At 42.4% G+C, this 23,291-nt stretch carries 24 protein-coding genes and 1 tRNA gene; 12 read left to right on the forward strand and 13 right to left on the reverse strand.

Features of this window, described 5'->3' with window-relative positions:
• Positions 1–19 precede the first annotated feature (19 nt).
• Positions 20–763, reverse strand: coding sequence for a LytR/AlgR family response regulator transcription factor (locus tag DS742_RS21815; RefSeq protein ID WP_117419076.1), 744 nt, complete (start codon positions 761–763; stop codon positions 20–22).
• 877 nt (positions 764–1,640) lie between these two features.
• Here DS742_RS21815 and DS742_RS21820 point away from each other — a divergent pair.
• The gene (locus tag DS742_RS21820; RefSeq protein ID WP_117419077.1) at positions 1,641–3,104 is read left to right on the forward strand and encodes a nicotinate phosphoribosyltransferase; all 1,464 of its coding nucleotides are present in this window, start codon (positions 1,641–1,643) and stop codon (positions 3,102–3,104) included.
• A gap of 237 nt (positions 3,105–3,341) precedes the next feature.
• On the opposite strand, the gene DS742_RS21825 is transcribed toward DS742_RS21820, so the two are convergent.
• Positions 3,342–3,524 (reverse strand): DUF6472 family protein, encoded by a 183-nt coding sequence (locus DS742_RS21825; RefSeq protein WP_117419078.1) that lies wholly within the window; start codon positions 3,522–3,524, stop codon positions 3,342–3,344.
• Entirely contained in the window at positions 3,524–4,594 is a 1,071-nt protein-coding gene (locus DS742_RS21830) for an acyltransferase (RefSeq protein WP_117419079.1), read from the reverse strand. Before DS742_RS21830 ends, DS742_RS21825 begins: the two co-directional genes overlap by 1 nt.
• Positions 4,595–4,740: 146 nt before the next feature.
• Here DS742_RS21830 and DS742_RS21835 point away from each other — a divergent pair.
• Positions 4,741–4,812: transfer RNA gene (locus DS742_RS21835), tRNA-Glu, on the forward strand.
• Positions 4,813–4,929: 117 nt separating this feature from the next.
• Here DS742_RS21835 and DS742_RS21840 read toward each other — a convergent pair.
• The 10 genes from DS742_RS21840 to DS742_RS21885 all read right to left on the reverse strand — a co-directional run bounded on the left by DS742_RS21840 (position 4,930) and on the right by DS742_RS21885 (position 14,917).
• A complete protein-coding gene (locus DS742_RS21840; protein WP_117419080.1) occupies positions 4,930–5,352 on the reverse strand; it encodes a flavodoxin in 423 nt (140 codons plus the stop codon).
• Positions 5,353–5,384: 32 nt separating this feature from the next.
• Positions 5,385–5,939 carry a DUF3793 family protein gene (locus DS742_RS21845; protein WP_117419081.1) on the reverse strand — a complete coding sequence of 185 codons (555 nt, stop codon included), beginning with the start codon at positions 5,937–5,939 and terminating at the stop codon, positions 5,385–5,387.
• A 507-nt stretch (positions 5,940–6,446) separates the two neighbouring features.
• The gene (locus DS742_RS21850; protein ID WP_117419082.1) at positions 6,447–7,211 is read right to left on the reverse strand and encodes an SDR family NAD(P)-dependent oxidoreductase; all 765 of its coding nucleotides are present in this window, start codon (positions 7,209–7,211) and stop codon (positions 6,447–6,449) included.
• 15 nt (positions 7,212–7,226) lie between these two features.
• Positions 7,227–8,249, reverse strand: a complete 1,023-nt coding sequence (locus DS742_RS21855; RefSeq protein WP_117419083.1) for an alcohol dehydrogenase catalytic domain-containing protein — start codon at positions 8,247–8,249, stop codon at positions 7,227–7,229.
• A gap of 32 nt (positions 8,250–8,281) precedes the next feature.
• Positions 8,282–9,532 carry an enolase C-terminal domain-like protein gene (locus DS742_RS21860; RefSeq protein WP_341457684.1) on the reverse strand — a complete coding sequence of 417 codons (1,251 nt, stop codon included), beginning with the start codon at positions 9,530–9,532 and terminating at the stop codon, positions 8,282–8,284.
• Positions 9,529–10,530 carry an ABC transporter ATP-binding protein gene (locus tag DS742_RS21865; RefSeq protein ID WP_117419085.1) on the reverse strand — a complete coding sequence of 334 codons (1,002 nt, stop codon included), beginning with the start codon at positions 10,528–10,530 and terminating at the stop codon, positions 9,529–9,531. The genes DS742_RS21860 and DS742_RS21865 overlap by 4 nt, the downstream gene beginning before the upstream one ends.
• Positions 10,530–11,498, reverse strand: coding sequence for an ABC transporter ATP-binding protein (locus DS742_RS21870; protein WP_117419086.1), 969 nt, complete (start codon positions 11,496–11,498; stop codon positions 10,530–10,532). Before DS742_RS21870 ends, DS742_RS21865 begins: the two co-directional genes overlap by 1 nt.
• 16 nt (positions 11,499–11,514) lie before the next feature.
• Complete coding sequence (locus DS742_RS21875; RefSeq protein ID WP_117419087.1) at positions 11,515–12,369, reverse strand: ABC transporter permease; 855 nt, start codon at positions 12,367–12,369, stop codon at positions 11,515–11,517.
• Positions 12,370–12,381: 12 nt separating this feature from the next.
• Positions 12,382–13,311, reverse strand: coding sequence for an ABC transporter permease (locus tag DS742_RS21880; protein WP_117419088.1), 930 nt, complete (start codon positions 13,309–13,311; stop codon positions 12,382–12,384).
• Between the two features lie 22 nt (positions 13,312–13,333).
• Complete coding sequence (locus DS742_RS21885) at positions 13,334–14,917, reverse strand: ABC transporter substrate-binding protein (RefSeq protein WP_117419089.1); 1,584 nt, start codon at positions 14,915–14,917, stop codon at positions 13,334–13,336.
• A 263-nt stretch (positions 14,918–15,180) separates the two neighbouring features.
• On the opposite strand from DS742_RS21885, the gene DS742_RS21890 reads away from it, so the two are divergent.
• The 10 genes from DS742_RS21890 (at position 15,181) to DS742_RS21930 (ending at position 23,274) form a co-directional block, all read left to right on the forward strand.
• On the forward strand, positions 15,181–17,484 hold the full coding sequence (locus DS742_RS21890; RefSeq protein ID WP_117419090.1) for a helix-turn-helix domain-containing protein: 2,304 nt from the start codon (positions 15,181–15,183) through the stop codon (positions 17,482–17,484).
• Positions 17,485–17,619: 135 nt separating this feature from the next.
• Entirely contained in the window at positions 17,620–17,904 is a 285-nt protein-coding gene (locus DS742_RS21895) for a hypothetical protein (protein ID WP_117419091.1), read from the forward strand.
• A 53-nt stretch (positions 17,905–17,957) separates the two neighbouring features.
• Positions 17,958–18,248 carry a peptidase associated/transthyretin-like domain-containing protein gene (locus tag DS742_RS21900; RefSeq protein ID WP_117419092.1) on the forward strand — a complete coding sequence of 97 codons (291 nt, stop codon included), beginning with the start codon at positions 17,958–17,960 and terminating at the stop codon, positions 18,246–18,248.
• Positions 18,249–18,284: 36 nt separating this feature from the next.
• Entirely contained in the window at positions 18,285–20,015 is a 1,731-nt protein-coding gene (locus DS742_RS21905; RefSeq protein WP_117419093.1) for a motility associated factor glycosyltransferase family protein, read from the forward strand.
• A gap of 30 nt (positions 20,016–20,045) precedes the next feature.
• A complete protein-coding gene (locus DS742_RS28995) occupies positions 20,046–20,210 on the forward strand; it encodes a hypothetical protein (protein ID WP_170313544.1) in 165 nt (54 codons plus the stop codon).
• Positions 20,211–20,240: 30 nt separating this feature from the next.
• Positions 20,241–20,567, forward strand: coding sequence for a carboxypeptidase-like regulatory domain-containing protein (locus tag DS742_RS21910; protein WP_117419094.1), 327 nt, complete (start codon positions 20,241–20,243; stop codon positions 20,565–20,567).
• Positions 20,564–20,860, forward strand: a complete 297-nt coding sequence (locus DS742_RS21915; protein WP_117419095.1) for a hypothetical protein — start codon at positions 20,564–20,566, stop codon at positions 20,858–20,860. Before DS742_RS21910 ends, DS742_RS21915 begins: the two co-directional genes overlap by 4 nt.
• 14 nt (positions 20,861–20,874) lie before the next feature.
• Positions 20,875–21,123 (forward strand): hypothetical protein, encoded by a 249-nt coding sequence (locus tag DS742_RS21920; RefSeq protein ID WP_117419096.1) that lies wholly within the window; start codon positions 20,875–20,877, stop codon positions 21,121–21,123.
• Positions 21,120–22,100: an NAD-dependent 4,6-dehydratase LegB gene (locus DS742_RS21925; protein ID WP_117419097.1), complete on the forward strand. Its 981-nt coding sequence runs from the start codon at positions 21,120–21,122 to the stop codon at positions 22,098–22,100. The genes DS742_RS21920 and DS742_RS21925 overlap by 4 nt, the downstream gene beginning before the upstream one ends.
• Positions 22,101–22,122: 22 nt before the next feature.
• Positions 22,123–23,274 carry a LegC family aminotransferase gene (locus DS742_RS21930; RefSeq protein WP_117419098.1) on the forward strand — a complete coding sequence of 384 codons (1,152 nt, stop codon included), beginning with the start codon at positions 22,123–22,125 and terminating at the stop codon, positions 23,272–23,274.
• Positions 23,275–23,291: the final 17 nt, after the last annotated feature.

Raw genomic sequence — 23,291 nt, forward strand, 5'->3', positions numbered from 1 at the left:
ACTATTTATAGTTTGTCACCTATACATTACTTTGTATGAATTTATTTAGCTTTTTCCTGAAATCCGCTGATTTTTTCTGGGAAACAGGAAGTTTATCATTATTATTTAAAAGAACTTCGTAACCTTTTATATTTTTTATATGTCTTAAATTCACCAGAATACTTTGATGACAGGCCTCAAAATTATACTTTTGCATCCTTTCTGCTAAATTTTTCATTTTATCTATAAAAAAATATTCTTCATTTTGAAGTTTTATTTTTATTTTCCTATTGATATATTCGAAGTAAAAGATATCATTTACTTCAAAACTTTTTATTCTGCTTTCCAATTCTCCTGCTTTTGTGACTTCTAAAATCTCAAAATTTACAACCTCTATTTTGCCATGTTCTTCCTGAATATATTGTATAATTTCCTGAAGCTGACGTTCTACATTGTTTTTTGTAACAGGTTTTTCCAAAAAAGCAAATGCATGGACATAATTAACGGCTTGTCTGCAAAATTGTTTATAACTGGTCGTATAGATGACTTTCACATTCCTGTTCATTTCCCATATCATCTTACCAACCTGAATTCCATTGATTCCTGTTAACGCAATATCAAGAAAAATCAAATCAAGCTTTCCCTCAAAACCAAGCAGTTCTTCCCCTGACTTAAAAATTAATATCTGAAATGGAATAGATCCGGATTTCATATAACTTTTAACAAATTTCGCAATTCTGGCAGCATCTTTTTTATTATCATCACATATGGCGATTAAAAGCATTCATAACCTCCTCTTTTGATTTTTACATTATGGTACTAAAAACGCTTTCATTCTATATCCTTTTGATGTACATTACAACCCAACTGCCAAAATTGTACACACTGAGTACTAATATTTGCACATTTACCTATCAATCGTCACTTTTATAAAAACAAAAACAGAGCGGGTACCGAATTCTTTCTTCAATTCGATACCCGCTCTACACGTTTTCATCCATTCGTTACTTTATACCTCTCTTTAGATTTTTGTTGGTGCTTCTCTGGATGATTTTCTATATGAACTTGTTTTCGCTTCCCTTGCTGATCCCTTATGCAATATCAATTATTCTGCTTCCTATTTTCATTCTTCTATGCTGTCATGGAACCATTGGGTTTAAATCACTGGATAGAACCAGCGAATAATTCTTAATATAGTCCTGACCAATCATAGGCACATCAATGAATTGCCGGATCGTTCAGCCATGTTCCACGTCTGTGAACTGCTGGAATCCTATGGTCTGATCAATATGTGGGGAAACGTCTTATCTTTTGCCTGAGCACTTTGTCAGTCAACAGGCGAAACAACTGTTTTGGTGGAATCGACCTCCTTTGGCTCTGTCTTATGAATTATTTTAAAAATCAGGTGTAACTTAATATCTTTTGTAGATGATATTATTATAAATCATAGCGCCCTATTTTGCAAGATATTTTATACTTTATTCATTATTTATTTTTCAATTGTAAAATTGTATATATTTATTCAGATAATTGATTTTATTTAGACATTTTAATTGTTTATTCTCTTTTTGTCGATATTGTTATTATTTTGTCAATGTAATTGTATTTTTGTAAACATATGGTATAATGTGCGAAAAGGATTTGTAAAAAGGAGAAAAACTATGAGCCAGCGCAATTTAACTTTATTAACAGATCTCTATGAGTTAACCATGATGCAGGGTTACTTCAAAGAGAAAGATGCCAACGAGACCGTAATCTTCGATGCTTTTTACCGCAGTAATCCCGGCGGAAACGGTTATGCGATCTGCGCTGGTCTGGAACAGGTAATTGAATATATAAAAGAACTGGAATTTAACAGTGAGGATGTGGACTACTTAAGGTCTACCGGACTGTTTGAGGAAGACTTTTTAGAATATCTGCTTCATTTTAGATTTTCAGGCGATATCTATGCCATACCGGAAGGAACCGTCATATTTCCCCGGGAACCCCTGGTAAAAGTCATCGCTCCCATCATGGAAGCACAGTTAGTCGAGACGGCACTTCTCACGATCATTAACCATCAAAGCTTAATTGCCACAAAGACTGCCCGTGTGGTGTATGCCGCTGAGGGTGACGGGGTAATGGAGTTTGGTCTGCGCCGCGCTCAGGGTCCTGATGCGGGAATCTATGGTGCCCGTGCTGCCATGATCGGAGGCTGTGTGGGAACCTCCAATGTCCTGGCAGGAAAGATGTTTAACGTTCCGGTTAAGGGTACACATGCCCACAGCTGGATTATGAGCTTTCCTGATGAACTGACTGCATTCCGCAGCTATGCGAAGCTTTATCCAAAAGCCTGTATTCTGCTAGTAGATACGTATGATACGCTTAAATCCGGTGTTCCGAATGCCATAAAGGTATTCAAAGAGATGAAAGAAGCTAATATTCCTCTTACCAGCTACGGAATCCGGTTAGACAGCGGAGACCTTGCCTATCTCTCTAAAAAAGCCAAGAAAATGCTTACGGAAGCAGGCTTTCCTGATGCTATAATTTCTGCCTCCAACGACCTTGACGAAACGCTGATCAACAGCTTAAAGATCCAGGGTGCAACCATCAACTCATGGGGAGTGGGGACAAATTTAATTACTTCCAAGGATTGTCCTTCTTTTGGAGGAGTGTATAAGCTGGCGGCTGTACTGGATCGTAAGACTGGTGAGTTTAATCCGAAAATAAAGCTTTCAGAAAATGCTGAGAAGATTACGAATCCGGGAAATAAAGCCATCAAACGTATTTACAGCAGAGAGACCGGCAAGATAATTGCTGATTTAATCTGTCTGGAGGGAGAAGTATATGATGAAAATCATTCTCTTCTTCTCTTTGATCCCATTGAAACCTGGAAAAAAACACACCTTGCCCCAAATACTTATACCATGAGGGATTTACTGATTCCTGTATTCCAGGGTGGTAAATGCGTCTATGAGTCTCCTGCCGTTATGGATATCCAGACTTATTGTAAAAAAGAGCTTGATACGCTTTGGGATGAATCCAGGCGTCTGGTAAATCCTCATGAGGTCCACGTTGATTTATCAAAGCCGCTCTGGAACATGAAAAACCAGCTGCTGGACAATTACCATTTTCAGGAATCCTGATTTTATTAAGACACAAAAAACGGTGGTCGTTTACAGACTGCCGTTTTCCTTTTATTGTTCACATTCTGGTCACAATATTGTTACAAGCCGGACAAACTCTCTTCATATTTTACAGATATACTGAAATCATCAGAAAAAGATGTTGCCAACATACTTTGAGATAAGAATTTTTTTCATAATTGCCGGTATTCCTCGTAAGGGATACCGGCTCCTCCCTTTTTAAGGGGTATTTATTTTTTACATCTGCTTCTTCACTACAGAATAATCGTCGCCATATTTAAAGTGAGGACAGCTTTGATGAGAATCACTTAAAAAACGCATCATCTCATCCTCGTCCAAATTTATTACACACTCATAATATTCATAGTCTTCATTGTATTGATAATACATACAATATTCACAACTGCTTTTCTTTGCCATCATTTTTCTCCTTTATCTGTCATTCCCCGTTTCCATATCAGTTCCATAATCCGCTTTAACAGTTTCAGAACCGTTTCATCCAGTAACCAGGCCACGACCAGAGAAATTAATAATGTCAGCGCCGTCAGGCAGAGGATTTTGGGAACATAAAAATGTCTGATCCAGGTTTTTTCTATTATTACAGCGGATAACTGTCCCAATACCAGATAATGGATTAAATACACGGAATAACTGTGTCTGCTGATAAAACCACATGCTTTTGTTATCAGTGGGATTGATACGTTTCCATAAAACTCAAAAAACAGAAAAATGGATGAAGCTATGGCTGTCACAGTAGGAGCCAGATCATGAATTCCCGGTGTAAAGGAAGGCGTAAAGCACTTCTGAAACATTGTCAGCGCAAATCCTGCAAGACCTGCTGCTGCAAAAGGAAGGTATCTGCTGTTGTGATATAAGCGCTTTAAGGAATATCCCAGCACAAAGTAAATCAGCCAGCCTTTAAATATCATGTATTGAAAAGACTCTTCCGCTAAAAAACCAAGCGGTCGCAGATAGACCAAAAGGCTTTGAATGATAAGAATCATAGCCAGAAAAATCTTTAACTCATGGTCGTTCATGGCACGGAGCATACGTGACAAAAAGGGGGCGCATAGATACAACGCAAGAATCACATACATAAACCACATATGGGGAGCCATAGGTGTAGTTTCCGTCAGCCATCCCAAAAACCAGGCTTTCATATGCTCAACGGCAGTGAGTTTTTCCTGCCCCAGATATACATTATAGTAGAAATAAAAGATCCCGGTATAGAATCCAAATGGAATGACAATGGTGCGAAACCTGTTTATATAGAATGCCAGAATGTTCTCTGTTCCATGATCAAGAATAAACAAACCGCTGAGCATAAAATAGATACCTACAAAGGACAAAAGCACAGGCATGAAAGCAGCGGAAAAAAACCACTGTTTGTCATTGGCTGCTTCAGCCGGAATGGAATGCACCATAATAATTGCGATAACTGCAATTACCCGCAGATAATCATACTGTATTTCCCGATTTTTCCGTTCCATACTTCACCTTAAGCCTCCTTTTTTTCTATTGCAAAGTATATCATAAAAAATCTGCTTTTGACAATTTTTTTATTTTTACAAAAAAACAGTAGACAAATGAGAATACCTGTGATATTATAATGAAGCTGTCAGCGATGACAGGCAACGGCCTATTGGTCAAGCGGTCAAGACGCCGCCCTCTCACGGCGGAAACCCGGGTTCGATTCCCGGATAGGTCATAATAAAAAACTGAGTTTTCGAATTGAAAACTCAGTTTTTTTATTTTTTTACCATATTTCTTTGCAAAAAACATGGGCAGGACATTTTTAAACGTCTCATACCCATGTTTTCTATGATTATGCAAGTGCCTTTCCAAGTTCAATACACTGGGCAGCTCCATCCTCGTCAGGCTCATTGTTGCAGATCACGCTGTCATGCACCAATACGGCACCCAGGGATTTTACAGAATCTTCCCAATTGCGCATCCATTCACCGTCTCCCCAGCCATAAGAGCCAAATAACGCGATCTTCTTTCCATTCAGCCTGGACTCACAGCTCTTAAACATCGGCTCAAATTCGCCATCCTCTAATTCTTCGCTTCCCATGGAAGGGCAGCCAAAGGAAACAGCATCGTATTCATCCATCTGATCTGCACTAAACTCAGAAGCTGTAAACAAAGCTGCATCTGCACCTGCTGCCTTAGCACCTTCCAGCACCTTATTTGCCATAGCTTCCGTATTACCGGTTCCGCTCCAATAAACAACTGCGACTTTACTCATCTTATCCTACCTCTTTCTTTCCTTTTATTTGCTTAAGCAGCTACCGTAAGCTGCCAGACCGTCCTTCCATTTCTCCAGAGCCGTGAATATATGGTCCTGCATTTTTGATATCTGGCAAACGTTTTCACCGCTTCACATTCATTGCAATATACTTTCCAGCAGCCTAAGCACTTACAGTTTTTTCCTGAGTTGCGGATAAATCCAATTACGTCTCCAAGCGGGTATCCAAGAAATAACCCGATTTCATGAGGGAAACCTTCCTCCTCTTTCAGACGGATTTTTAATCTGGCAAGGGCAAGGTCCACATCCATGGTTTCATATCCGTAATTTTTTAAAAATCTGCTTACTCCCGGCCGGTTTAAATCCTTCATTAAATGAGACTTTCGATATACATAAATCAGAGCCTTATTCCCGCGTCTGTATAATTCAATCAATGATATTCCTTTTTCTCCCAGCTGCAGGTTTAAATATTCCAGCTGGCGGTTCAGTTCCTCTTTCGATGTAAAGGAATGATTAAACAGATTTGCGGTTTTCAAAGAAGCCAGGGTTGGGGAACAATATTCAATTAAATGCCTTTCCAGTAACATATCCATACCTCCATCTTGAAATTTGTTTCCCACTTATCATTTAAAAACTGTAACCGCCTGTTTTGCATGGTGCACAGGTTAGTTTTAACTAACAACTATATAAATACCATATTTTCATCTGTCAGGCAATACCGTTTTTGCTTAATGGGAATTTTTCTACTATATGATAGTATCTGCAGAGAGGATATTGTTACTGTACCAATTTCTGTCATAATTTCTTCATTGTTTTCATACTATTTTTAGATCCTGGTCAAAATTCCTTTACATTTACCATGTATGATATTATCATAAACATGAAAGATCCCACAAAGTGGTCAGAGCGCTTTCTACATATGTTTTCTAAGTCGGCAGAGTTGCTCTGAAAAGCTTCTTTGCCGGCTCAACCTAAAAATGTGATTAAAAATCGTCAATATTGCATTCCTGAATCCAGGGATTTCATATATATATTCTAAAGAGGAAGCTTCAGCCAGTAATGGTCTGCAGCTTCCTCTTTATTGTGGACTAACTCTATTTTACAAGATATCCGCCATCTACCGGAATGGCAGTTCCGTTTAAATAATCGGAAGCGGAGGATGCAAGGAATAGTACCGGTCCCTTTAAATCTTCCGGTGTTCCCCATCTGCCGGCTGGTATTCTTACGGTGCATTCATCTTTTCTGGACTGAGTCATATTTGCACACATCTCAGTATCCATATAGCCGGGGCAGATGCAGTTGATGTTGATTCCCCGTCCTGCACAGTCTACGGCAAGACTCTTGGTCAGCTGGGAAACTGCGCCTTTTGTGGCGGTATAAGCAGGTACGGTGGTGCCACCAAACCATGTAACCATGGAACCGATGGTGATGATCTTACCTCCTGTTGACTGGGCAAGCATAACCTTTAACGCTTTCTGAATCATGATAAATACGTGGTTTAAATTAATATCCACGACCAGATCCCACTCTTCCATGGGGAATTCCTCAGGCAGATGTCTTCTTTGAATTCCGGCTGCCGGAATCAGCACATCAAGCTTTCCTTCTAAAAGATCCATGGACTCATCAAAGATCCGGTTTATATCCTCGCGGTCTGCCAGATTCCCCGCTACGCCGTAGGCTTCATAGCCTTTATCCTGATATTCCTTTACCACCTGTTTCAGTTTTTCTTCCTGTACATCAATCAGCACTACTTTACAGCCGGCTTCCAAAAGACCCTCTGCCATTCCTCTGGATAACCCCTGAGCACCTCCAGTTACAATACAATGCTTTCCTGTTACATCAAATTTGTTTGATATCATGTCTGTTCCTCCCTGCTAATCAAATAATATTACGGTCTTTTTTACTGCCGGATCCGGATTTTCCATATTCTTAAATACCTTTTCAATTTCACTGAATTTTACAAAGGTTGTGGCAAGACCTTCTAACTGGTATTTTCCCTCTGCCATGTTCTTTGCTACAGGCTGAAACTGATAGGCGCTCATTCTGCTTCCTATAATATCAAGTTCCCGCTTGTTAATATCCGCCTGACTGAAACTTTCCGGTTTATCTGAAAATCCCATGGGGATCACTCTGCCTGCGTTGCATACGATTCCCGGCTGTAAGAGGAGCGTGAGACTTCCCGGGAAGCAGGCGGAATCAAATGCAGCCGTACAGCCGTGTCCGCCGGTAATCTGAGATATTCTTTCGGCAATATTTTCTGTTTTGCTGTTAATGGTTTCATCTGCTCCAAAGGATTTTGCCCGTTTTAAAGACTCGTCGTCAATATCACAGCAGACCACCTTTGCGCCGATCACCTTGCATGCCTGAAGAATAATGGTTCCAATGGTTCCTGTTCCAAGGATAAATACCGTATCATCAGGCTGAATTCTGCCCCGTTTTGTGCAGTGGGCCCCAATGGCAATTGGCTCGATTAAGGCAGCGTCTTTCCATGGAATGGAATCTTCTATTTTATATACATCATCTTCGGGTGCTGTAAAATATTCTCTCCACCCTCCGTCGGTACCGCTTCCTCTCACCAGCACATGCTCGCACACTTCTTCTCTTCCATGGGTGCACTGATAGCATTCGCCGCAGGTGATGATTAAGTCTACTACTACGTGGTCTCCAACTTTGACATTTGTAACATTTTTACCTGTTTTTGCCACAATTCCGGCATTTTCATGACCAGGCACCAGAGGATAGGTGGAGCAGGGATTCTCACCTCTGTAGATATGTAAATCGCTGCCGCATACACCGGCTGATTTCATCTGAATTAACACTTCATTATCTTTCGGTTCCGGTATGGGAATTTCACGTATCTCATAATGAAACGGACTGGTAATTACACAAGACTTCATTGTTATTTCCTCCTTGTTTCTTCTACTATTAATTAAGGGGTCTGAAGCGCTCCATCCCTGCGCCTGGTCTGAGTCCAGGTGACAACGGTACTTTCGCATGGATATTTTGCGGCTTCTTTTTCATTGATATCAACTCCAAGACCTGGCTTGTCATTTGCATACACATAACCGTCACTAAATTCCGGAAGTCCGGGGAATACCTCTAATAACGCTCCTCTTGGACCTTTTAAATCCTGGATGACAAAATTAGGCGGTTCGATTCCCGACCACTCCTGTACACCGAAATTCGGTGAGGAAAGGTCTAAATGAATATTGGCTGCATGGGCAATGGGTGACATGTCTCCAGGTCCGTGCCATGCCGTTCTTACCCCATACTGCTCTGCAAAAATCTGAAGCTTTCTGGCCGGAGTAATGCCACCGATCTGACTTAAATGAACCCGGATAAAGTCAATAAGGTGTTCCGCAATAATCTGCTTCCATTCCACAGCATGATTAAACAGTTCTCCCTCTGCAATGGGAATACTTGTCTGCTGCCGCAAATTTCTAAGCCAGGGAAGCTGTTCAATGGGAACCGGATCCTCAAGGAAAAATAAGTCATAAGGTTCCAGTGCTCTTGCCAGCTTGATGGAATCTACCGGAGCGATCCGTTCATGAACATCGTGAACCAGATTCATGTCATATCCGATCCGGTTCCTGATGTTCTCAAAAAGTTTGACCGTATTCTGGATATATTCCCTGGAATCAAGATACACACCGCTTAATGCGCCCTTTGGAGCTGTAGACGGAACGGTCCCATAGCTGTCTCCGCCATAACCGCCGCACTGGCACCGGATATTGGTTATACCCATTTCCTTAAAACGCAGGATATTATCACAGACTTCCTCAGCATCCCTTCCGTCTGCATGGCGGTAAACCGGAATTCCCTCCCTGCATTTTCCGCCAAACAGCTGGTATACGGGCATGCCTGCCATCTTTCCTTTAATATCCCACAATGCCATATCCACTCCGGAAATCGCATTATTCTCAATTGGCCCGTTTCTCCAATATCCGTTCTGGTGCATGAGCTGCCAGATATCTTCGATCCGGTCCACCTCTCTGCCTGTGAGAAGGGGCTTTAAATATTCCTCCACTACCGTCTTTACTGCCAGATGGCGGTAGGCAAATGTCGCACAGCCAAGCCCGTACAGTCCCGGCTGGTTGGTTATCACCTTTACAACCACCAGATTAATTCCTTCCGGTGCCGTAAGTATTACCTGAATGTCACTGATTTTTGTATCCATCATGTCCTCCCTGCTTCCATCTCTCTTGCTTTTTCCCTTGATTCTTCATAAAAATGGCAGGCTGCAAAATGGCCCGGTTCCACTTCTTTTAAATCCGGCTTCTGGGTTTTACAGATATCTCTGCATAAAAAGCACCTGGGTGCAAATCTGCAGCCTTCTCCCGGATTAATAGGACTTGGCACATCTCCGGTCAGTACAATCCTGCTTGTTTTCTCCTTAAAATTAATTTTGGGAACTGCTGACAGTAAGGCGATGGTATAGGGGTGACGCGCATTGGCAAATATCTCGTCTGTCTGCGCCATCTCTATGATCTGCCCTAAATACATCACTGCCACTTTCTGGGAGATATGCCTTACCACGCTTAAATCATGAGAAATAAACAGGAAGGATAAATTCATTTTTTTCTGCAGATCCATCAGAAGATTAATGATTGTGGCCTGAATAGACACATCCAGAGAGGAAACCGGTTCATCACAGACGATAAATTCCGGTCCTAAGGATAATGCTCTGGCGATCCCAACCAGCTGACGCTTTCCGCCATCCAGCTCATGAGGATATTTATCCAGTACGTATTTTTCCAGTCCGCAAAGCTCAATGATTTCTTCAATCCGCTCCCGCCGTTCATTTCCTGAACAGAGGTTATGGATCCGGTAGGACTCCTCCATTATGCTTTGTATGGTTTTTTTGGGGTTTAAAGAGGAATAGGGATCCTGGAAAATAATCTGGATTTTCTTTCTGAAATCCATGCTTTCATTGCCCTTGGAGTCCAGAACACTGCTTCCCTTATAAAGGACCTCTCCGTCTGTTGCTTTATGAAGCCTCATGATTACATTTCCCACTGTGGATTTTCCGCATCCGGATTCCCCAACCAGTCCCAGAGTTTCTCCTGGCATGACAGAAAAGCTGATACCGTCAACCGCATGAAGGATTCCTTTGTTTTTTACTTTAAAATGCTTCTTTAAATTCCGGACTTCAATGACCGGAAGATTCTGCTTCTCCATTAATTTGCTTCCTCCCTTTCAAAGCAGGCCACCAGATGACCCGTACCATATTCCTGCAGCGGCGGCACTTCCTTCCTGCAGCGGTCTGTACAGGATGTACAGCGGGGATGGAATTTACAGCCGGAAGGCAGTAAACAGGCATTGGCCACATTTCCCGGAATGAAAGCCAGACGGTTTCTCGGACCGCTTAAGTTTGGAATGGCACCCAAAAGCCCTTTTGTATACCAATGCCTTGGGTTTGTAAAGACTTCTTCCACAGTGCCATATTCAATGATGGTTCCTGCATAAATGACCGCAACCTTCTGGCAAAGCTCCGCAATAATCCCCAGGTTATGGGTGATCATTAACAGCGAGCTGGAACGCTTCCTCTGAAGCTCCTTCATCAGTTCTAAAATCTGTGCCTGAATGGTCACATCAAGAGCTGTGGTAGGCTCATCGGCAATTAAAAGCTCCGGATTACAGGCAAGAGCTGCTGCAATTCCTACTCTCTGTCTCATACCGCCGGAAAACTGATGAGGAAAATCATCTAAGCGGTATTTTGCAATTCCTACCAGTTCTAAAAGCTCCTGTGCTCTTTTTGCAGCCTCCTTTTTACTTAGCTTTTCATGCTTTCTGATTACCATGGAGATCTGTTCTCCAACGGTAAATAATGGATTTAAGGAGCTTAGAGGATTCTGGAATATCATGGATATTTTATTTCCTCTCATCTCCTCCAAGCTTTTGTTATTCATATCCAGAACCGATTTTCCATCAAAAAGTATGGAACCACCGGTTATGTTGCCCACTTCTCTGGGAAGCAGCTTTAAGGCGGATAAGGCAATGGTTGTCTTACCGGCTCCAGTCTCTCCCACAAGCCCCAGCGCCTCTCCCCGCTCAATGGTTAAATTAATTCCATTCAGCGCCTTTGCGGTCGCCCGCCCGGTTTTATATTCTACATGCAAATCTTTTATTTCCAACAATGGTGCCATGTTGTCGCCTCCAGCCTTAATCTTTGTTTTTGGGATCCAGAATGTCGCGTACTCCGTCACCAAGGAAGTTAAATGCCAGTACAATGATCATTAACGTCACTCCCGGAACGACTACCGTCCAGGGGGCAGTGGCGATATACTCTCTGCCATCTGCAATCATGGAGCCCAGCGACGGATTTGGAAGGGGAACTCCCATGCCAAGGAAGCTTAAGTTAGCCTCAGTCAGAATGACAAATCCGATCTGCTGGCTCATTAAGATAATGAGCGGAGTAAGCACGCAGGGAAGGACCTGGGTTATAAGTATCCTGGCATTGGAAGCGCCAAGTACTCTTGATGCCTGGATAAATTCGCTGTTGCGGATTCCCATTACACTTCCCCGCACCACCCTCGTGTAAGAGGTCCAGCCCACAATGGCAAGTACCAGCAAAAGATTGGGTACGCTGTTGCCGAAAATTGCCATTACGGTAATTGCCAGAACCATGGTGGGAATAGAGAGCTGTATATCACAGATACGCATGATAACGTTATCGATGGTGCCGCCGAAAAATCCTGCAATTGCCCCCAGTGCAGTTCCGATTAAGGCAGGAATCAGCACCCCTGCTGCTGCTATTAATAAAGAAATACGGCAGCCGGTAACCAGCCTTGTAAAAATATCCTGTCCAAGGGCATCTGTGCCCAGTATGTATCCGTTTATTCCATTTCCAAGGAATTCCGGTGAAATCAGACGTTTGCGTAAATCCGACTGTATGGGATCATGAACCACAAACAGCGGTGAAGTGAAGGCTGCCAGAGTAACAAAAACAGCTATGACCAGCCCGATGACAAAAAACTTCGACTTTTTCATTCTTCGAAGCAATTCACTTTTTTTCATGTTGTTTCCTCCCTAATTCAGGCTCATGCGCGGATCAACAGCCACATAGATGATATCCACCAGAATATTGATGATTACGAACAGGGAAGCCGTTACAAGCAGGATGGACTGAATCAGAGGAAAATCCCTCATGTTAATGGCTTTTACAGTCAGACTTCCAAGTCCCGGCCAGCCAAATACCTGTTCCACAATAATGGCCCCTGCAAGAAGCTGTCCGATCTGCATTCCGATGATGGTAATGGTGGGAAGCAGAGCATTTTTTAAAGCATATCTGGTATAGATCTTAAAATTACCGATTCCTCTTGCCTTTGTCGCTGTGATGTAATCCTCTTCCAGAACCTCATACATTCCGGAACGAAGCATTCTTGTGACTAAAGCGGCAAGGGGCAGTCCAAGGGTTAGTGCCGGAAGAATCAGATTCCGAAAGGAACCGTACCCCTGGGTGGGAAGCACTCCCATAAAAACTCCGAAAAACAGGATAAAGAGCAGCCCCAGCCATACCTGGGACATGGACATTCCTAAAAGAGCAAATACCATGGAGAAAAAATCAATTGCTGACCCCTTCTTGATTCCTGATATAATTCCCATGGGAAAACTGACTAAGATTGACACAGCTACTGCAGCAAAGGTAAGTAAACCTGTTGCCGGAAGACGTCCGAATATCAGTTCCCCGCAAGAACGGTTAAAAAAAATAGATGTGCCCAGATTTCCGTGGAGAACATCTCCAATGTAAATGAAGTATTGCTGGATAAGCGGCTTATTCAGTCCCATTTTGGCTTCTACGGCTGCGATCTGCTCCACTGTGGCATTATCCGGCAGCATAAGAGCTGCCGGATTGCCCGGGGCGAGACGCATAAGTCCAAAGGCTACAATGGATACGCCAAAAAGCACGATAACCGCTGACAGCAGTCTTTTTACCATAAACTGCATGAAATTCTGCATTTCATTACCCCCTGGTTATAGATTAGTTTTTCATGACTCTTGAAAGGTCAATAATGGTATCGTTGTAAAGCTTGACTCCGCTCAGCTTATTGGAATAAGCATTGATGGTATCCAGATTGATGAAGTAGCACATACGGCCTCCATCCTCCATCATAAGTGTAAACGCCTGCTTTAACAGTTCATCCTGTTTGCTTCTGTCAATGGTTTGTCTGGCTTCTGTTAACAGAGAAGTGATTTCAGGATTCTCAAGCTGGGTATTACAGGAATCGGACAGCCAGTGAGTAATCATATGTCTCCATGGAGATCCGTTGTTGTAAAATACATTTGAGAATGCAATATCATAATCTCCGGCAGAGCGCTTGGTTACAAAAGTAGCGCCTTCCATGATCTCCAGTTTTACGTTAAATCCTGCTTCCGTCATCATGGACATCACCGCCTGAAGGACCTCTTTTGTACGCGGTACTTTTCCGTCAATGGCCATAAAGTAGATTTCTTCTCCTTTGTAGCTGCTTTCTTTCAGAAGCTTCTTTGCAAGCTCGGGATCATACTGATTGTACTTACTTTCCAGATCCTTATCATATCCTGTAACACCTTCCATTACAGGCCAGTAAGCAGGAGTACCGGAGCCCAGAATGCTCTCCACGATCAGCTTCCGGTCTATGGCATGGGTCAGGGCAAGACGCACATTTTTATCCGCAAACGGTTTTCCCTGTCCGCACTGAAGAGCCATCCAGCTGATGGTTGTACCAGGCTTTGAATCCACTGTGACTCCATCAGTACCGGAAAGTACATCCACCTGATCCGGAGGAATATTGGAAATCAAATCAAATTCGCCGGTTCTCATGCTGGATACACGGGTGGTATCCTCAGAGATTGGCTTGTAAATGATCTTATCCACATTGGATTTCTGATCGCCCCAATCCCAGTAATCATCGTTTCTTACGAATACGGCCTCATTACCCGGATCCCAGCTGACAAATTTCCATGGACCTGTACCAGGGCTTGTCTTAAACATATCCTCTCCCTGCTCTGCCAGAGCCTTTGCCGGAAGCATGGGCATGTAGGTAAGCTGGTTGAGCATATCTCCAATTGGCTTCTTACAGTGTACAACAGCTGTATATTCGTCTGCTGCTTCCACGGATTCAATATCAGACCAGAGGAAGTTCATATTTAAGGTATTGTTAAACGCACCTCTTTCCAGAGTAGCCTTCACACAATCCGCATTAAAATCCTCTCCATTATGGAATTTAACTCCCTGTCTTAATTTGAAGGTCCAGTCCAGACCGTCATCGGAAACGCTCCATTCTGTAGCGAGACCCGGTTCATAATTCCCCGCGTGATCCGTGCGCACCAGCATATCGTAAATCAAAAGCTGAATACTGTAAAACGGAACAACCGGCTGTCCCATGGGATCCCATGTATAAACATCCTCAGACATAGAAAACGTTACAACATTTTCTCCGCCTTCTTTTTTACCGGCAGAGTTTTCCGTACCGCCTGCCGCTTTCGTTCCCGGGGTACTGCTATTAGCGCCGCCCCCACAGCCTGACAGCGTGCCAATCCCCAGGACAGCCGCCAGCAGACAGCAAATAATTCTTTTTCTCATAATGTTTTTCCCTTTCTCCTAACAAATTCACATCAAACCGAGCTCGTTTTATGTATCCTGAGTATAGCCCACCGGTATGCAGGCTGTAAATATCCCATTCTTCAACTGATTTCCATTAATTGCCCTGAAAAGATAATATTTGTTAATAGAACAAAATTTATCAAAAGAATCACTTCTTTCAGCACTTGTTATCAATCTTCAAATCTTATATACTTATTTTTGTAACATTTATATAAATTTTCATCTGGGAGGGGCCATAATTCATGAATCATAATTTAAAAGACATCTTACGAAAATTCCGGAACAAAAAACTTCTGACACAGCTCTTTACTGTGATGGTGGCTTTCAGCGGAATTTTAATGACAGTGGTATCCATGGTAGTCAACCATCAGACTACGGCCACCTTTCTAAAAAATAATAACCTGATTTACACCAATACCCTGGAGGTATCCATAAAGACACTGGACACTTTGTTTTCCGGATTCCATAACTCCCTGACTCATATTACATATGATGCCAGCATTGTGGACTCTGTGGTGACTCCGAAGCCTTTGAACTCTGTGGCCAATTACCAGGTATGGTCTGTTCTAAACGGTTACTGCCAGGAAACGGAAGGGATGGAAGAAATTTATCTCTACATAAGAGAGACCAGCCAGATTCTTACTTCTACCTATGAAAAGTGCTCTCTGGACTTTTTCCGTGAAAGGGATCTGGTGGACAGACACTTTGCCTCCCGCCCTTCCACAGTTCTGCTTAAAAGCGGGCGCACAACCTCCATTGAGATTTATAAGGGCAGAGTCTATATGGTGAGGGACTTTCCCCTAAATGGCAAAAAGGGTCTGGGGACACTGTTTATGAAGATGAAATCTTCTGTCCTTTATGATGCATTGGAAGCTGCCCAGACATCCTACAGCCATCTTCTGGCCTATGACAATGACTTTAATCCTCTCTTTCCCGGCATGCTGGATTACGAAAAAGTACCCGAAGGATTTATTGAGATGATACCAGGCTATATAAAGGAGGGTAAAAATACCGTATATTCAGAAAATCAGCATTATTATTTCTGTCAGTCCAATCAGACCGGAATTAATCTGGTTCTGCTGGTAGATGACATGGCTTTCATGCCCTCCTCACGCATGGTGCTGATGAATTCTCTTCCTTATTTTGCCCTGATTTTGATTTTAAGCACTCTTTTGTCGGTGTGTGTCCTTTACTTAAGCTATATGCCTGTGCAGAAATTAAAGAAAATGGTCTCATCAGAGGATAGCGGAGGAAACAGTGCTGACGGTAAAAATGAATGGGATTATCTGACGGAAAGCTTTTTAAAGATATCCAACCATAAATATCAGCTGGATTATATTTTAAGCAATATGATTCCAAAAATATCAAAAGAGTTTTATTTTGATCTCCTAAATGGAAAGCCCATGGACATCCCTTATATCCAAAACATACTCACAAATATAAGCAGTCCCTTAAATACAGAAAATCCCTGTAAAGTGATCACATTAACATTCCGGGATTTTGTTGAACCAATATTAAGACACCAGTTCGCAGACAGTTTAAATCAGATTCTTCGGCGGAATTCTGATGGTATCTGCAGATATGTACTGCAGCAGATTGATGATTCCCTTTATGCTGTAATTATCCAGTTCGATGCAGACCTTGGATATAGCAAAATAACGGATTTCGAAATTAAGCTGGAACAATCCTTCTTTCAATCCACAGATGACCGCAGAAACGGAGTATTGCTGGAAATTGGTCCAAAATGCAGTTCCATTCAAAATGTGTCTTTTTCCTATCAGGAAAGCCTGGAAAGACTTGCCAGACAGAAATACCCGTCCCAAAACGCAGAGGAGAAATCTGTGAGTACAGAGGAAGATTCAGTGAAATTCAACTACCACTTCTTCCAGCTGCAAATGAAATCCATTTCCGCTTTAATTATGAAAGGGGATACTGATTCAGCTTTAAAAAAGGCTCTCCATATCTGCCACACCTTACCTCATGACGGTAATCCCGAGGAAATCTGCAGAGCTTATGAATATTACCGCCTTGCGTTTTTAAACACACTTGCCTCCTACCGCATCACGGATTCCGATGAAAAAGAATATGCATTTCTCTTTGATCCGGAGCCTTATTCCGATAAATGCGCGGGCAGTCCCATCTGTATGCAGGAATTTATGGTGCCGTTTTGTACCGCTGCTGTGAATTTACTGTCGGAAAAATATTTAAAGCAGCAGCATAAGTACTTAATCCGGGCAAAACGCTGCATCGAAGAGAATTACGCAGACCCAAACCTTTCGTTGAATCTGCTGGCGGACCAGTGCAAAACCACCACCAGTTACTTAAGCAGGCTTTTTAAAGAGAGTTTTGGTATCAATTTTGTGGATTATTTAAACCAGTACCGGATAGAGAAAGCAAAGGAACTGCTTTTGTCTACCGGTAAGCCGATAAAAGAGATTGCTTCCACTACAGGCTTTAATTCCCAACAGAACTTCATCCGGGTGTTTAAAAAGCATACAGGAACCACTCCCGGACAATTTAAATCTGAAAAGGTTCATACAAACTAAACAGCCAAAGACATGCAGGAGAAGTATCAATTTATCTGCATGTCTTTTCCATTTACAGCTTTCACTCTTTTCCTGCAAGGACATATTATATATAAGAAATACGTATTTCTAATCAGACGCAGAGGGGGCGTTTTTATGGCTAACTATAAACCGATTGTCAAAACAATTACACTGGCTTCCGCTGATTCAGGTATTCTTCTTCCTGTTAAGCTGTCAACAACAAGCTGGGGACTGCTTTTAACCAGAGGTACCGCAGTCTTTAGCAATACCATCTTACGAAGCGGCGCAGTTGCTGTCTGGGAGAGTACAAATCCCACAACTGCTACTCCAGACGGTTTGACATTTACAGATGCAAATGCTGTTTACGGTATTACCACCAGAGCTGGTGTACAGCTGAGATTTAAATTTTACGCTCAATAAACACTCCGGGGGTGTTCATTTTATTGGACACCTCCTAATTAGGAGGCGACGATATGTCATCTAAATTATGTTTCACCGGCTGCCAGCTGATCTGCTCCGAAATCGTAACTGCAGATGTGACTTTGTCCTGTGATTCATCTCTGGTTATCACAGGAACGGTGTACCGCCCAAACGGAATCCCCTTACCAAATGCAGCAGTAGAGGTCCGCGTCCTGGATGCTTCTGATCCCTCCCAGTTTATCCGGATCGGTGTGACCTTCTCTCTTTCTGACGGTACCTACGGATTTACTTTGCCCAAAATCAAGGGCAGACAATATCAGCTGCTTGCCTACTCACCTTTATAGGTTAAAGCTTAGCCAAACCTTCTTGTGGAGGAAACCATGAAAAAAGTAAAAACTTCTGACGGATACCAGGTGTGCCGTATTAAAAAAGAGGGAACATATGAGTATCTTGCAGACCATATACATTATGAAGACGAAATCCATAAGCTTATGGATACACTGGAGGGAATCAGATTTGATTCCCTGATACTTCTGTTCGGCATTGATACAGGAGCTTATTTAGATCAATTAAAAAAATGTATTTGTGCCAGAAACATGGTTATTATTTTCGAACCGAACCGTTCGGTTTTTAAGCAGTTTCCTGCATATACAGGCGATAACATCCACCTGGTCTTTTATAACGAGGAACTGATAAAACAGATATTTGATGAAACTATTACCTATAAAAATATCAATAATATTTATTTTCATGCATTTGGAAACTACGAAAGGATTTACAAAAAAGAATACGACCGGCTGATTGAACACCTGGACTGGACGATTATGAATGCCGCTTCCCAGGTCCATCTGGCAAAACGGTTTAAAAATATATTTATTAAAAATATGATTGCAAACATGAAAATCATAGAAGAGACCACTCCCATTCACCGGTATATAAATACCAACACGGATGTCCCCGCAATTATAGTATCCGGCGGATCATCACTGGATCAGAATATAAAGGATATGTTGAAGTACAAAGACAAACTGAAGGATTACTTTATTATTACAGGAAGCAGAACCGTGAACGCTCTCGTGAAAAACGGGATCATGCCTGATATGATTGTATCCGTTGACCCGGTTGATGCCAATTATGAGATGATGAAAGACCATTTGGATTTAAACGTGCCACTGGCCTTTTATGAATACAGCAACCGTTATCTTATGAAGGATTATAAGGGAGAAAAAATATTTATCTCTCTCCTGTTTTCCCATACCATTAAGGGGATGGGGCACTTAAAAGCGGTGTACTGCGGAGGATCGGTATCACACGCATGCATAGACATTGCAAATATGCTTGGCTGCTCTCCTATTCTCCTGGCCGGACAGGATTTAGCACACACAAATAATAAGCATCACGCAGACAGCGCACTGTTTCCTTATGACAGCAGTATCAAGTATGACACTCAGATATTGATTAAAGATATCCACGGCAAACCCACGGCAACTTCCATTACTCTGGATTCCTTCCGCCGAAATCTGGAGTACTATATCAGCCGTTATAAAGACCGGTCCCGCGTCCGTTTTATCAACTGTTCCTATGGAGCTGAGATAAAAGGAGCCCCTCACCAGGAACTGAATGAATTACTGGAAAACGGTTCTTATGCAGGCAAAAAAAATGCCTGCCTGCCAGTTCATGAGCTGAGGCTGAACCCAGAGGAGACGATTGGTACCATAATCGAATTCCTCAATGAATATCTGTTACGAACAAGTGAAGGACTGGAATTGTGTCAAATCATTATTTCTGAAAATAAGACAAAATCTCTTGTGGAAGTTGAGGAAGATGATATTGACCTTCAGAGAATCCTGTATATTCTGCAGATTGTAAACAATTTTGAGAACCACCCCCTGAGCCGCTACTTAGGAGGATATATTACTGAATTTCTCTATGAAATGAAAGAAAGAAACGAACAAATGTCAGCAAAGGATTATGACAAACTGACCTCCGATCTCCAATATCAGGCGGCTTTTTTCATGGAGTATTTTGAACGTCTGTACAAAATACTTACAGAGGTAAGAGATACCATTCGTTCAACGGTATCAGAATTCTATCCATCGCATATAGTTTAGTAAATCCAATGGGAATTTGAGGAATTGAAAATGGACGGCGAAAATAAATTCGAAGCAATCAAGAGCAACTACAAGGAAATGAAAGTGTCCAAAATAATCGTAAACGGAAAAGAACAGGCTGGGAATATTATAAGCGCTGAGGATACAAAGGACACCCAGCAATTAAATGTGACTATTTATACCCAGAACGATTAAGGGAAAAAGGAAAGGGGCGTTACTGAAACCATGAACTGTAATAAGAAAGCCTCCTTTACCATTAGCGGTTCCAAGCTTCTGCCCTGCAGCAAAAAACATTTTAATTTTCATCTTGGACCAATGAATTATCAAATTATAAAGGGGACTGTTTACCGCCCTGATCACACCCCCTGCAGCGGGGCTGCCGTTCAGATTACACAAGTGGATATGGTAACTCACGAAACAACGCCTCTTGGCTATGTAATTACAGATAAGGCAGGGCGCTATGTATTTTCACTAAAGGCACTGCCCGATATGAAATATGAGCTTTCGGTCTTCGCCCCCTTAATTACCTGCAAGAAGGAGGATTGTTTATGAGCAGCTATGCGGAACTTATAATCGGACCAGAAGACTTTAATAACCAGAATATAGCCCAGGCTGCCATCACTCTGGAATCTTCTTTCGAGATTCTGCTCACCGGCACTGTTTTTAATTCCCGCCGTGAAGCTGTGGAGGGAGCCGTCGTCATAATTACAGCATCCTCCCCCTGGGGAGAAAAAGACCTTGGTTATGTCATAACCAATCAGTTTGGAGAGTTTGCCATTGTAGCAGAAAAAGATTCTGAGATCGATTACCGGTTCGATATCTATGAACCGGTTCTTACCAGTTAGGTTCAGGTAAAAACATGGCACATGCAATCATAAAAGGAATGGTCAGCTACAGGAACTGCGGCCCTGTAGGAGGAGCTGTCATTATTCTGGAACGAATAGACAGCGTATTTAACGAAGAATTGAACGAAGAGCATTTAAAAAACGTTTATCTGGATTATACCCAGTCAAACAGATGCGGTGAATTCTGTTTTCCAGTCTCTGACACTACCGCAACTTATCGAATAAGAGTTTTTGATAATCATCATGAAGGGGGCAGATCATGAAAAAGGTACTGGTCACAGGAGCTGACGGCTTTATCGGCAGCCATCTGACAGAGGAACTTATCAGGCGCGGATATCAGGTGAGAGCATTTGTCTATTATAACTCTTTTGGTACCTTTGGCTGGCTTGATACTCTTCCTGAACATATAAAGAACGAAATCGAAATACAAAGCGGAGACATCAGAGACCCAAATGGGGTAAGAACTGCTGTCGCGGGGGTAGATTCCATCTTTCACTTGGCAGCGCTGATTGCCATACCCTACAGTTATGTATCTCCCGATTCTTATGTTGATACCAATGTGAAAGGAACTTTAAATATCCTTCAGGCTGCAAGAGCCTTAGAAACAGGCAAAGTATTAATTACCTCCACTTCAGAAGTCTACGGCAGTGCCGACTACGTTCCCATTGATGAATCCCATCCGTTTAAAGCCCAGTCCCCTTATTCTGCCACGAAAATAGGCGCGGACCGCCTGGCAGAATCATTTTACAGGAGTTTTTCTCTTCCTGTTGCGATTGTCCGGCCGTTTAATACCTATGGTCCAAGGCAGTCAGCAAGGGCAGTTATTCCCACAATAATCAGTCAGCTTCTGGCGGGAAAGGAAGACATCCATCTGGGAAGTCTTACCCCGACCAGAGATTTTAATTATGTGAAAGACACCGTCAATGGCTTTATTGAAATCGAAGCGTCTGAACATACCGCAGGCGAGGAGATCAATATTGCCAGCCAAACGGAAATTTCTATCGGCGAACTTGCTTTAGAACTGATTAAACAAATTAATCCAAAAGCTGAAATCATTTGCGAAAACCAGAGACTGCGGCCGGAAAAAAGCGAAGTGACCAGACTTCTGGGATCAAATGAAAAGCTGAAAGCCCTGACTTCCTGGAAACAGCAATATACGTTATCACAGGGCCTTAAAGAAACCATTCTCTGGATGGAAAACAATTTGGACCGCTACCGGACAGACCGGTATAATATTTGATGAAAACGGCAGGAGGCGCCCCATGATTCCCCTATCTGTACCAGTTATAAAAGGCAATGAAAAAAAATATGCAGACGAGGCAATTTCAAACGGCTGGGTCTCTGCTTCGGGCAGTTATGTGACCAGATTTGAAAATGAAATGGCTGATTATTTAAAGGTGGAAAAAACGGCTGCAGTTCAAAGCGGCACGGCTGCTCTCCACCTGTCTTTGCTTCTTTCCGGTGTAAAACCAGGTGAGGAAGTGATCGTTCCTGCCCTGACTTTTATTGCAGCGGTGAATCCAGTGAAATATCTGGGTGCAGAACCTGTTTTCATGGATTGTGACGATTCCCTGAATATTGACTGCGAAAAACTGGAAGATTTTTTAAAAAAGGAATGTACGAAAACCACTTTGGGCCTTAGAAATAACAAATCCAAACGTATCATCAGGGCAATTACAGCCGTTCATATCTTTGGTAATATGGCAGATATGGAAACTCTTGTCCGGCTGGCTGATGAGTATGGCTTAAAACTGATTGAAGATGCTACGGAAGCGCTTGGAACGAGATATAAAGATGGGATATTTCAGGGGAAATTTGCGGGTACCATGGGTGATTTCGGAGCTTATTCTTTTAACGGCAATAAAATCATCACAACCGGCGGCGGCGGAATGGTAACTGCAAAAAATGCTGCAAATGTGAAAAAATGCGCCTATCTGGCTGCCCAGGCAAAGGATGATCCTCTTAACTATGTCCACAATCACATTGGTTATAATTACCGGATGACCAATGTGCAGGCTGCTCTGGGAGTGGGGCAGTTAGAATGTCTGGAAGATTATATCCGCATCAAGATACAAAATTATAATTATTACAGGGAAGGGCTGAAAACAATTCAGGACGCCGCCGTACTTATGCCCTTTAACGAAAAAGCCAGGAATAATCACTGGTTCTACTCTCTTCTTTTAAGAAACAAAACCTTAAAAAGAGATTCTCTTATCAGACAGCTGAAAGAAGCAGGAATTGAGACCAGACCCATCTGGAAACTGAACCACACCCAGACCATGTATCAGAACTGCCAGACCTATTTTGTAGAAAAAGCGCCCTTCTATCAAAGCCGCATTATAAACCTGCCCTGCAGCGTCAACTTAACGGAAGCAGACATGGACTTTGTGATAGAAGCTTTAAAGAAAAGCTGACATATGGAAGGAGGGAT

Source organism: Lacrimispora amygdalina, from assembly GCF_003432035.1.
Taxonomy (GTDB): Bacteria; Bacillota; Clostridia; order Lachnospirales; family Lachnospiraceae; genus Lacrimispora; species Lacrimispora amygdalina.

Excerpts from the sequence above, each read along its gene's own strand:
- DS742_RS21905 (WP_117419093.1), top strand. The coding sequence starts at position 18,285 with ATGAAAAAAGTAAAAACTTCTGACGGATACCAGGTGTGCCGTATTAAA.
- DS742_RS21840 (WP_117419080.1), bottom strand. The coding sequence starts at position 5,352 with ATGAGTAAAGTCGCAGTTGTTTATTGGAGCGGAACCGGTAATACGGAA.
- DS742_RS21845 (WP_117419081.1), bottom strand. The coding sequence starts at position 5,939 with ATGTTACTGGAAAGGCATTTAATTGAATATTGTTCCCCAACCCTGGCT.
- DS742_RS21870 (WP_117419086.1), bottom strand. The coding sequence starts at position 11,498 with ATGGCACCATTGTTGGAAATAAAAGATTTGCATGTAGAATATAAAACC.
- DS742_RS21855 (WP_117419083.1), bottom strand. The coding sequence starts at position 8,249 with ATGAAGTCTTGTGTAATTACCAGTCCGTTTCATTATGAGATACGTGAA.
- DS742_RS21910 (WP_117419094.1), top strand. The coding sequence starts at position 20,241 with ATGAACTGTAATAAGAAAGCCTCCTTTACCATTAGCGGTTCCAAGCTT.
- DS742_RS21885 (WP_117419089.1), bottom strand. The coding sequence starts at position 14,917 with ATGAGAAAAAGAATTATTTGCTGTCTGCTGGCGGCTGTCCTGGGGATT.
- DS742_RS21900 (WP_117419092.1), top strand. The coding sequence starts at position 17,958 with ATGTCATCTAAATTATGTTTCACCGGCTGCCAGCTGATCTGCTCCGAA.
- DS742_RS21930 (WP_117419098.1), top strand. The coding sequence starts at position 22,123 with ATGATTCCCCTATCTGTACCAGTTATAAAAGGCAATGAAAAAAAATAT.
- DS742_RS21820 (WP_117419077.1), top strand. The coding sequence starts at position 1,641 with ATGAGCCAGCGCAATTTAACTTTATTAACAGATCTCTATGAGTTAACC.
- DS742_RS21830 (WP_117419079.1), bottom strand. The coding sequence starts at position 4,594 with ATGGAACGGAAAAATCGGGAAATACAGTATGATTATCTGCGGGTAATT.
- DS742_RS21815 (WP_117419076.1), bottom strand. The coding sequence starts at position 763 with ATGCTTTTAATCGCCATATGTGATGATAATAAAAAAGATGCTGCCAGA.
- DS742_RS21850 (WP_117419082.1), bottom strand. The coding sequence starts at position 7,211 with ATGATATCAAACAAATTTGATGTAACAGGAAAGCATTGTATTGTAACT.
- DS742_RS21915 (WP_117419095.1), top strand. The coding sequence starts at position 20,564 with ATGAGCAGCTATGCGGAACTTATAATCGGACCAGAAGACTTTAATAAC.
- DS742_RS21925 (WP_117419097.1), top strand. The coding sequence starts at position 21,120 with ATGAAAAAGGTACTGGTCACAGGAGCTGACGGCTTTATCGGCAGCCAT.
- DS742_RS28995 (WP_170313544.1), top strand. The coding sequence starts at position 20,046 with ATGGACGGCGAAAATAAATTCGAAGCAATCAAGAGCAACTACAAGGAA.
- DS742_RS21880 (WP_117419088.1), bottom strand. The coding sequence starts at position 13,311 with ATGCAGAATTTCATGCAGTTTATGGTAAAAAGACTGCTGTCAGCGGTT.
- DS742_RS21860 (WP_341457684.1), bottom strand. The coding sequence starts at position 9,532 with ATGATGGATACAAAAATCAGTGACATTCAGGTAATACTTACGGCACCG.
- DS742_RS21920 (WP_117419096.1), top strand. The coding sequence starts at position 20,875 with ATGGCACATGCAATCATAAAAGGAATGGTCAGCTACAGGAACTGCGGC.
- DS742_RS21895 (WP_117419091.1), top strand. The coding sequence starts at position 17,620 with ATGGCTAACTATAAACCGATTGTCAAAACAATTACACTGGCTTCCGCT.
- DS742_RS21890 (WP_117419090.1), top strand. The coding sequence starts at position 15,181 with ATGAATCATAATTTAAAAGACATCTTACGAAAATTCCGGAACAAAAAA.
- DS742_RS21825 (WP_117419078.1), bottom strand. The coding sequence starts at position 3,524 with ATGGCAAAGAAAAGCAGTTGTGAATATTGTATGTATTATCAATACAAT.
- DS742_RS21865 (WP_117419085.1), bottom strand. The coding sequence starts at position 10,530 with ATGGAGAAGCAGAATCTTCCGGTCATTGAAGTCCGGAATTTAAAGAAG.
- DS742_RS21875 (WP_117419087.1), bottom strand. The coding sequence starts at position 12,369 with ATGAAAAAAAGTGAATTGCTTCGAAGAATGAAAAAGTCGAAGTTTTTT.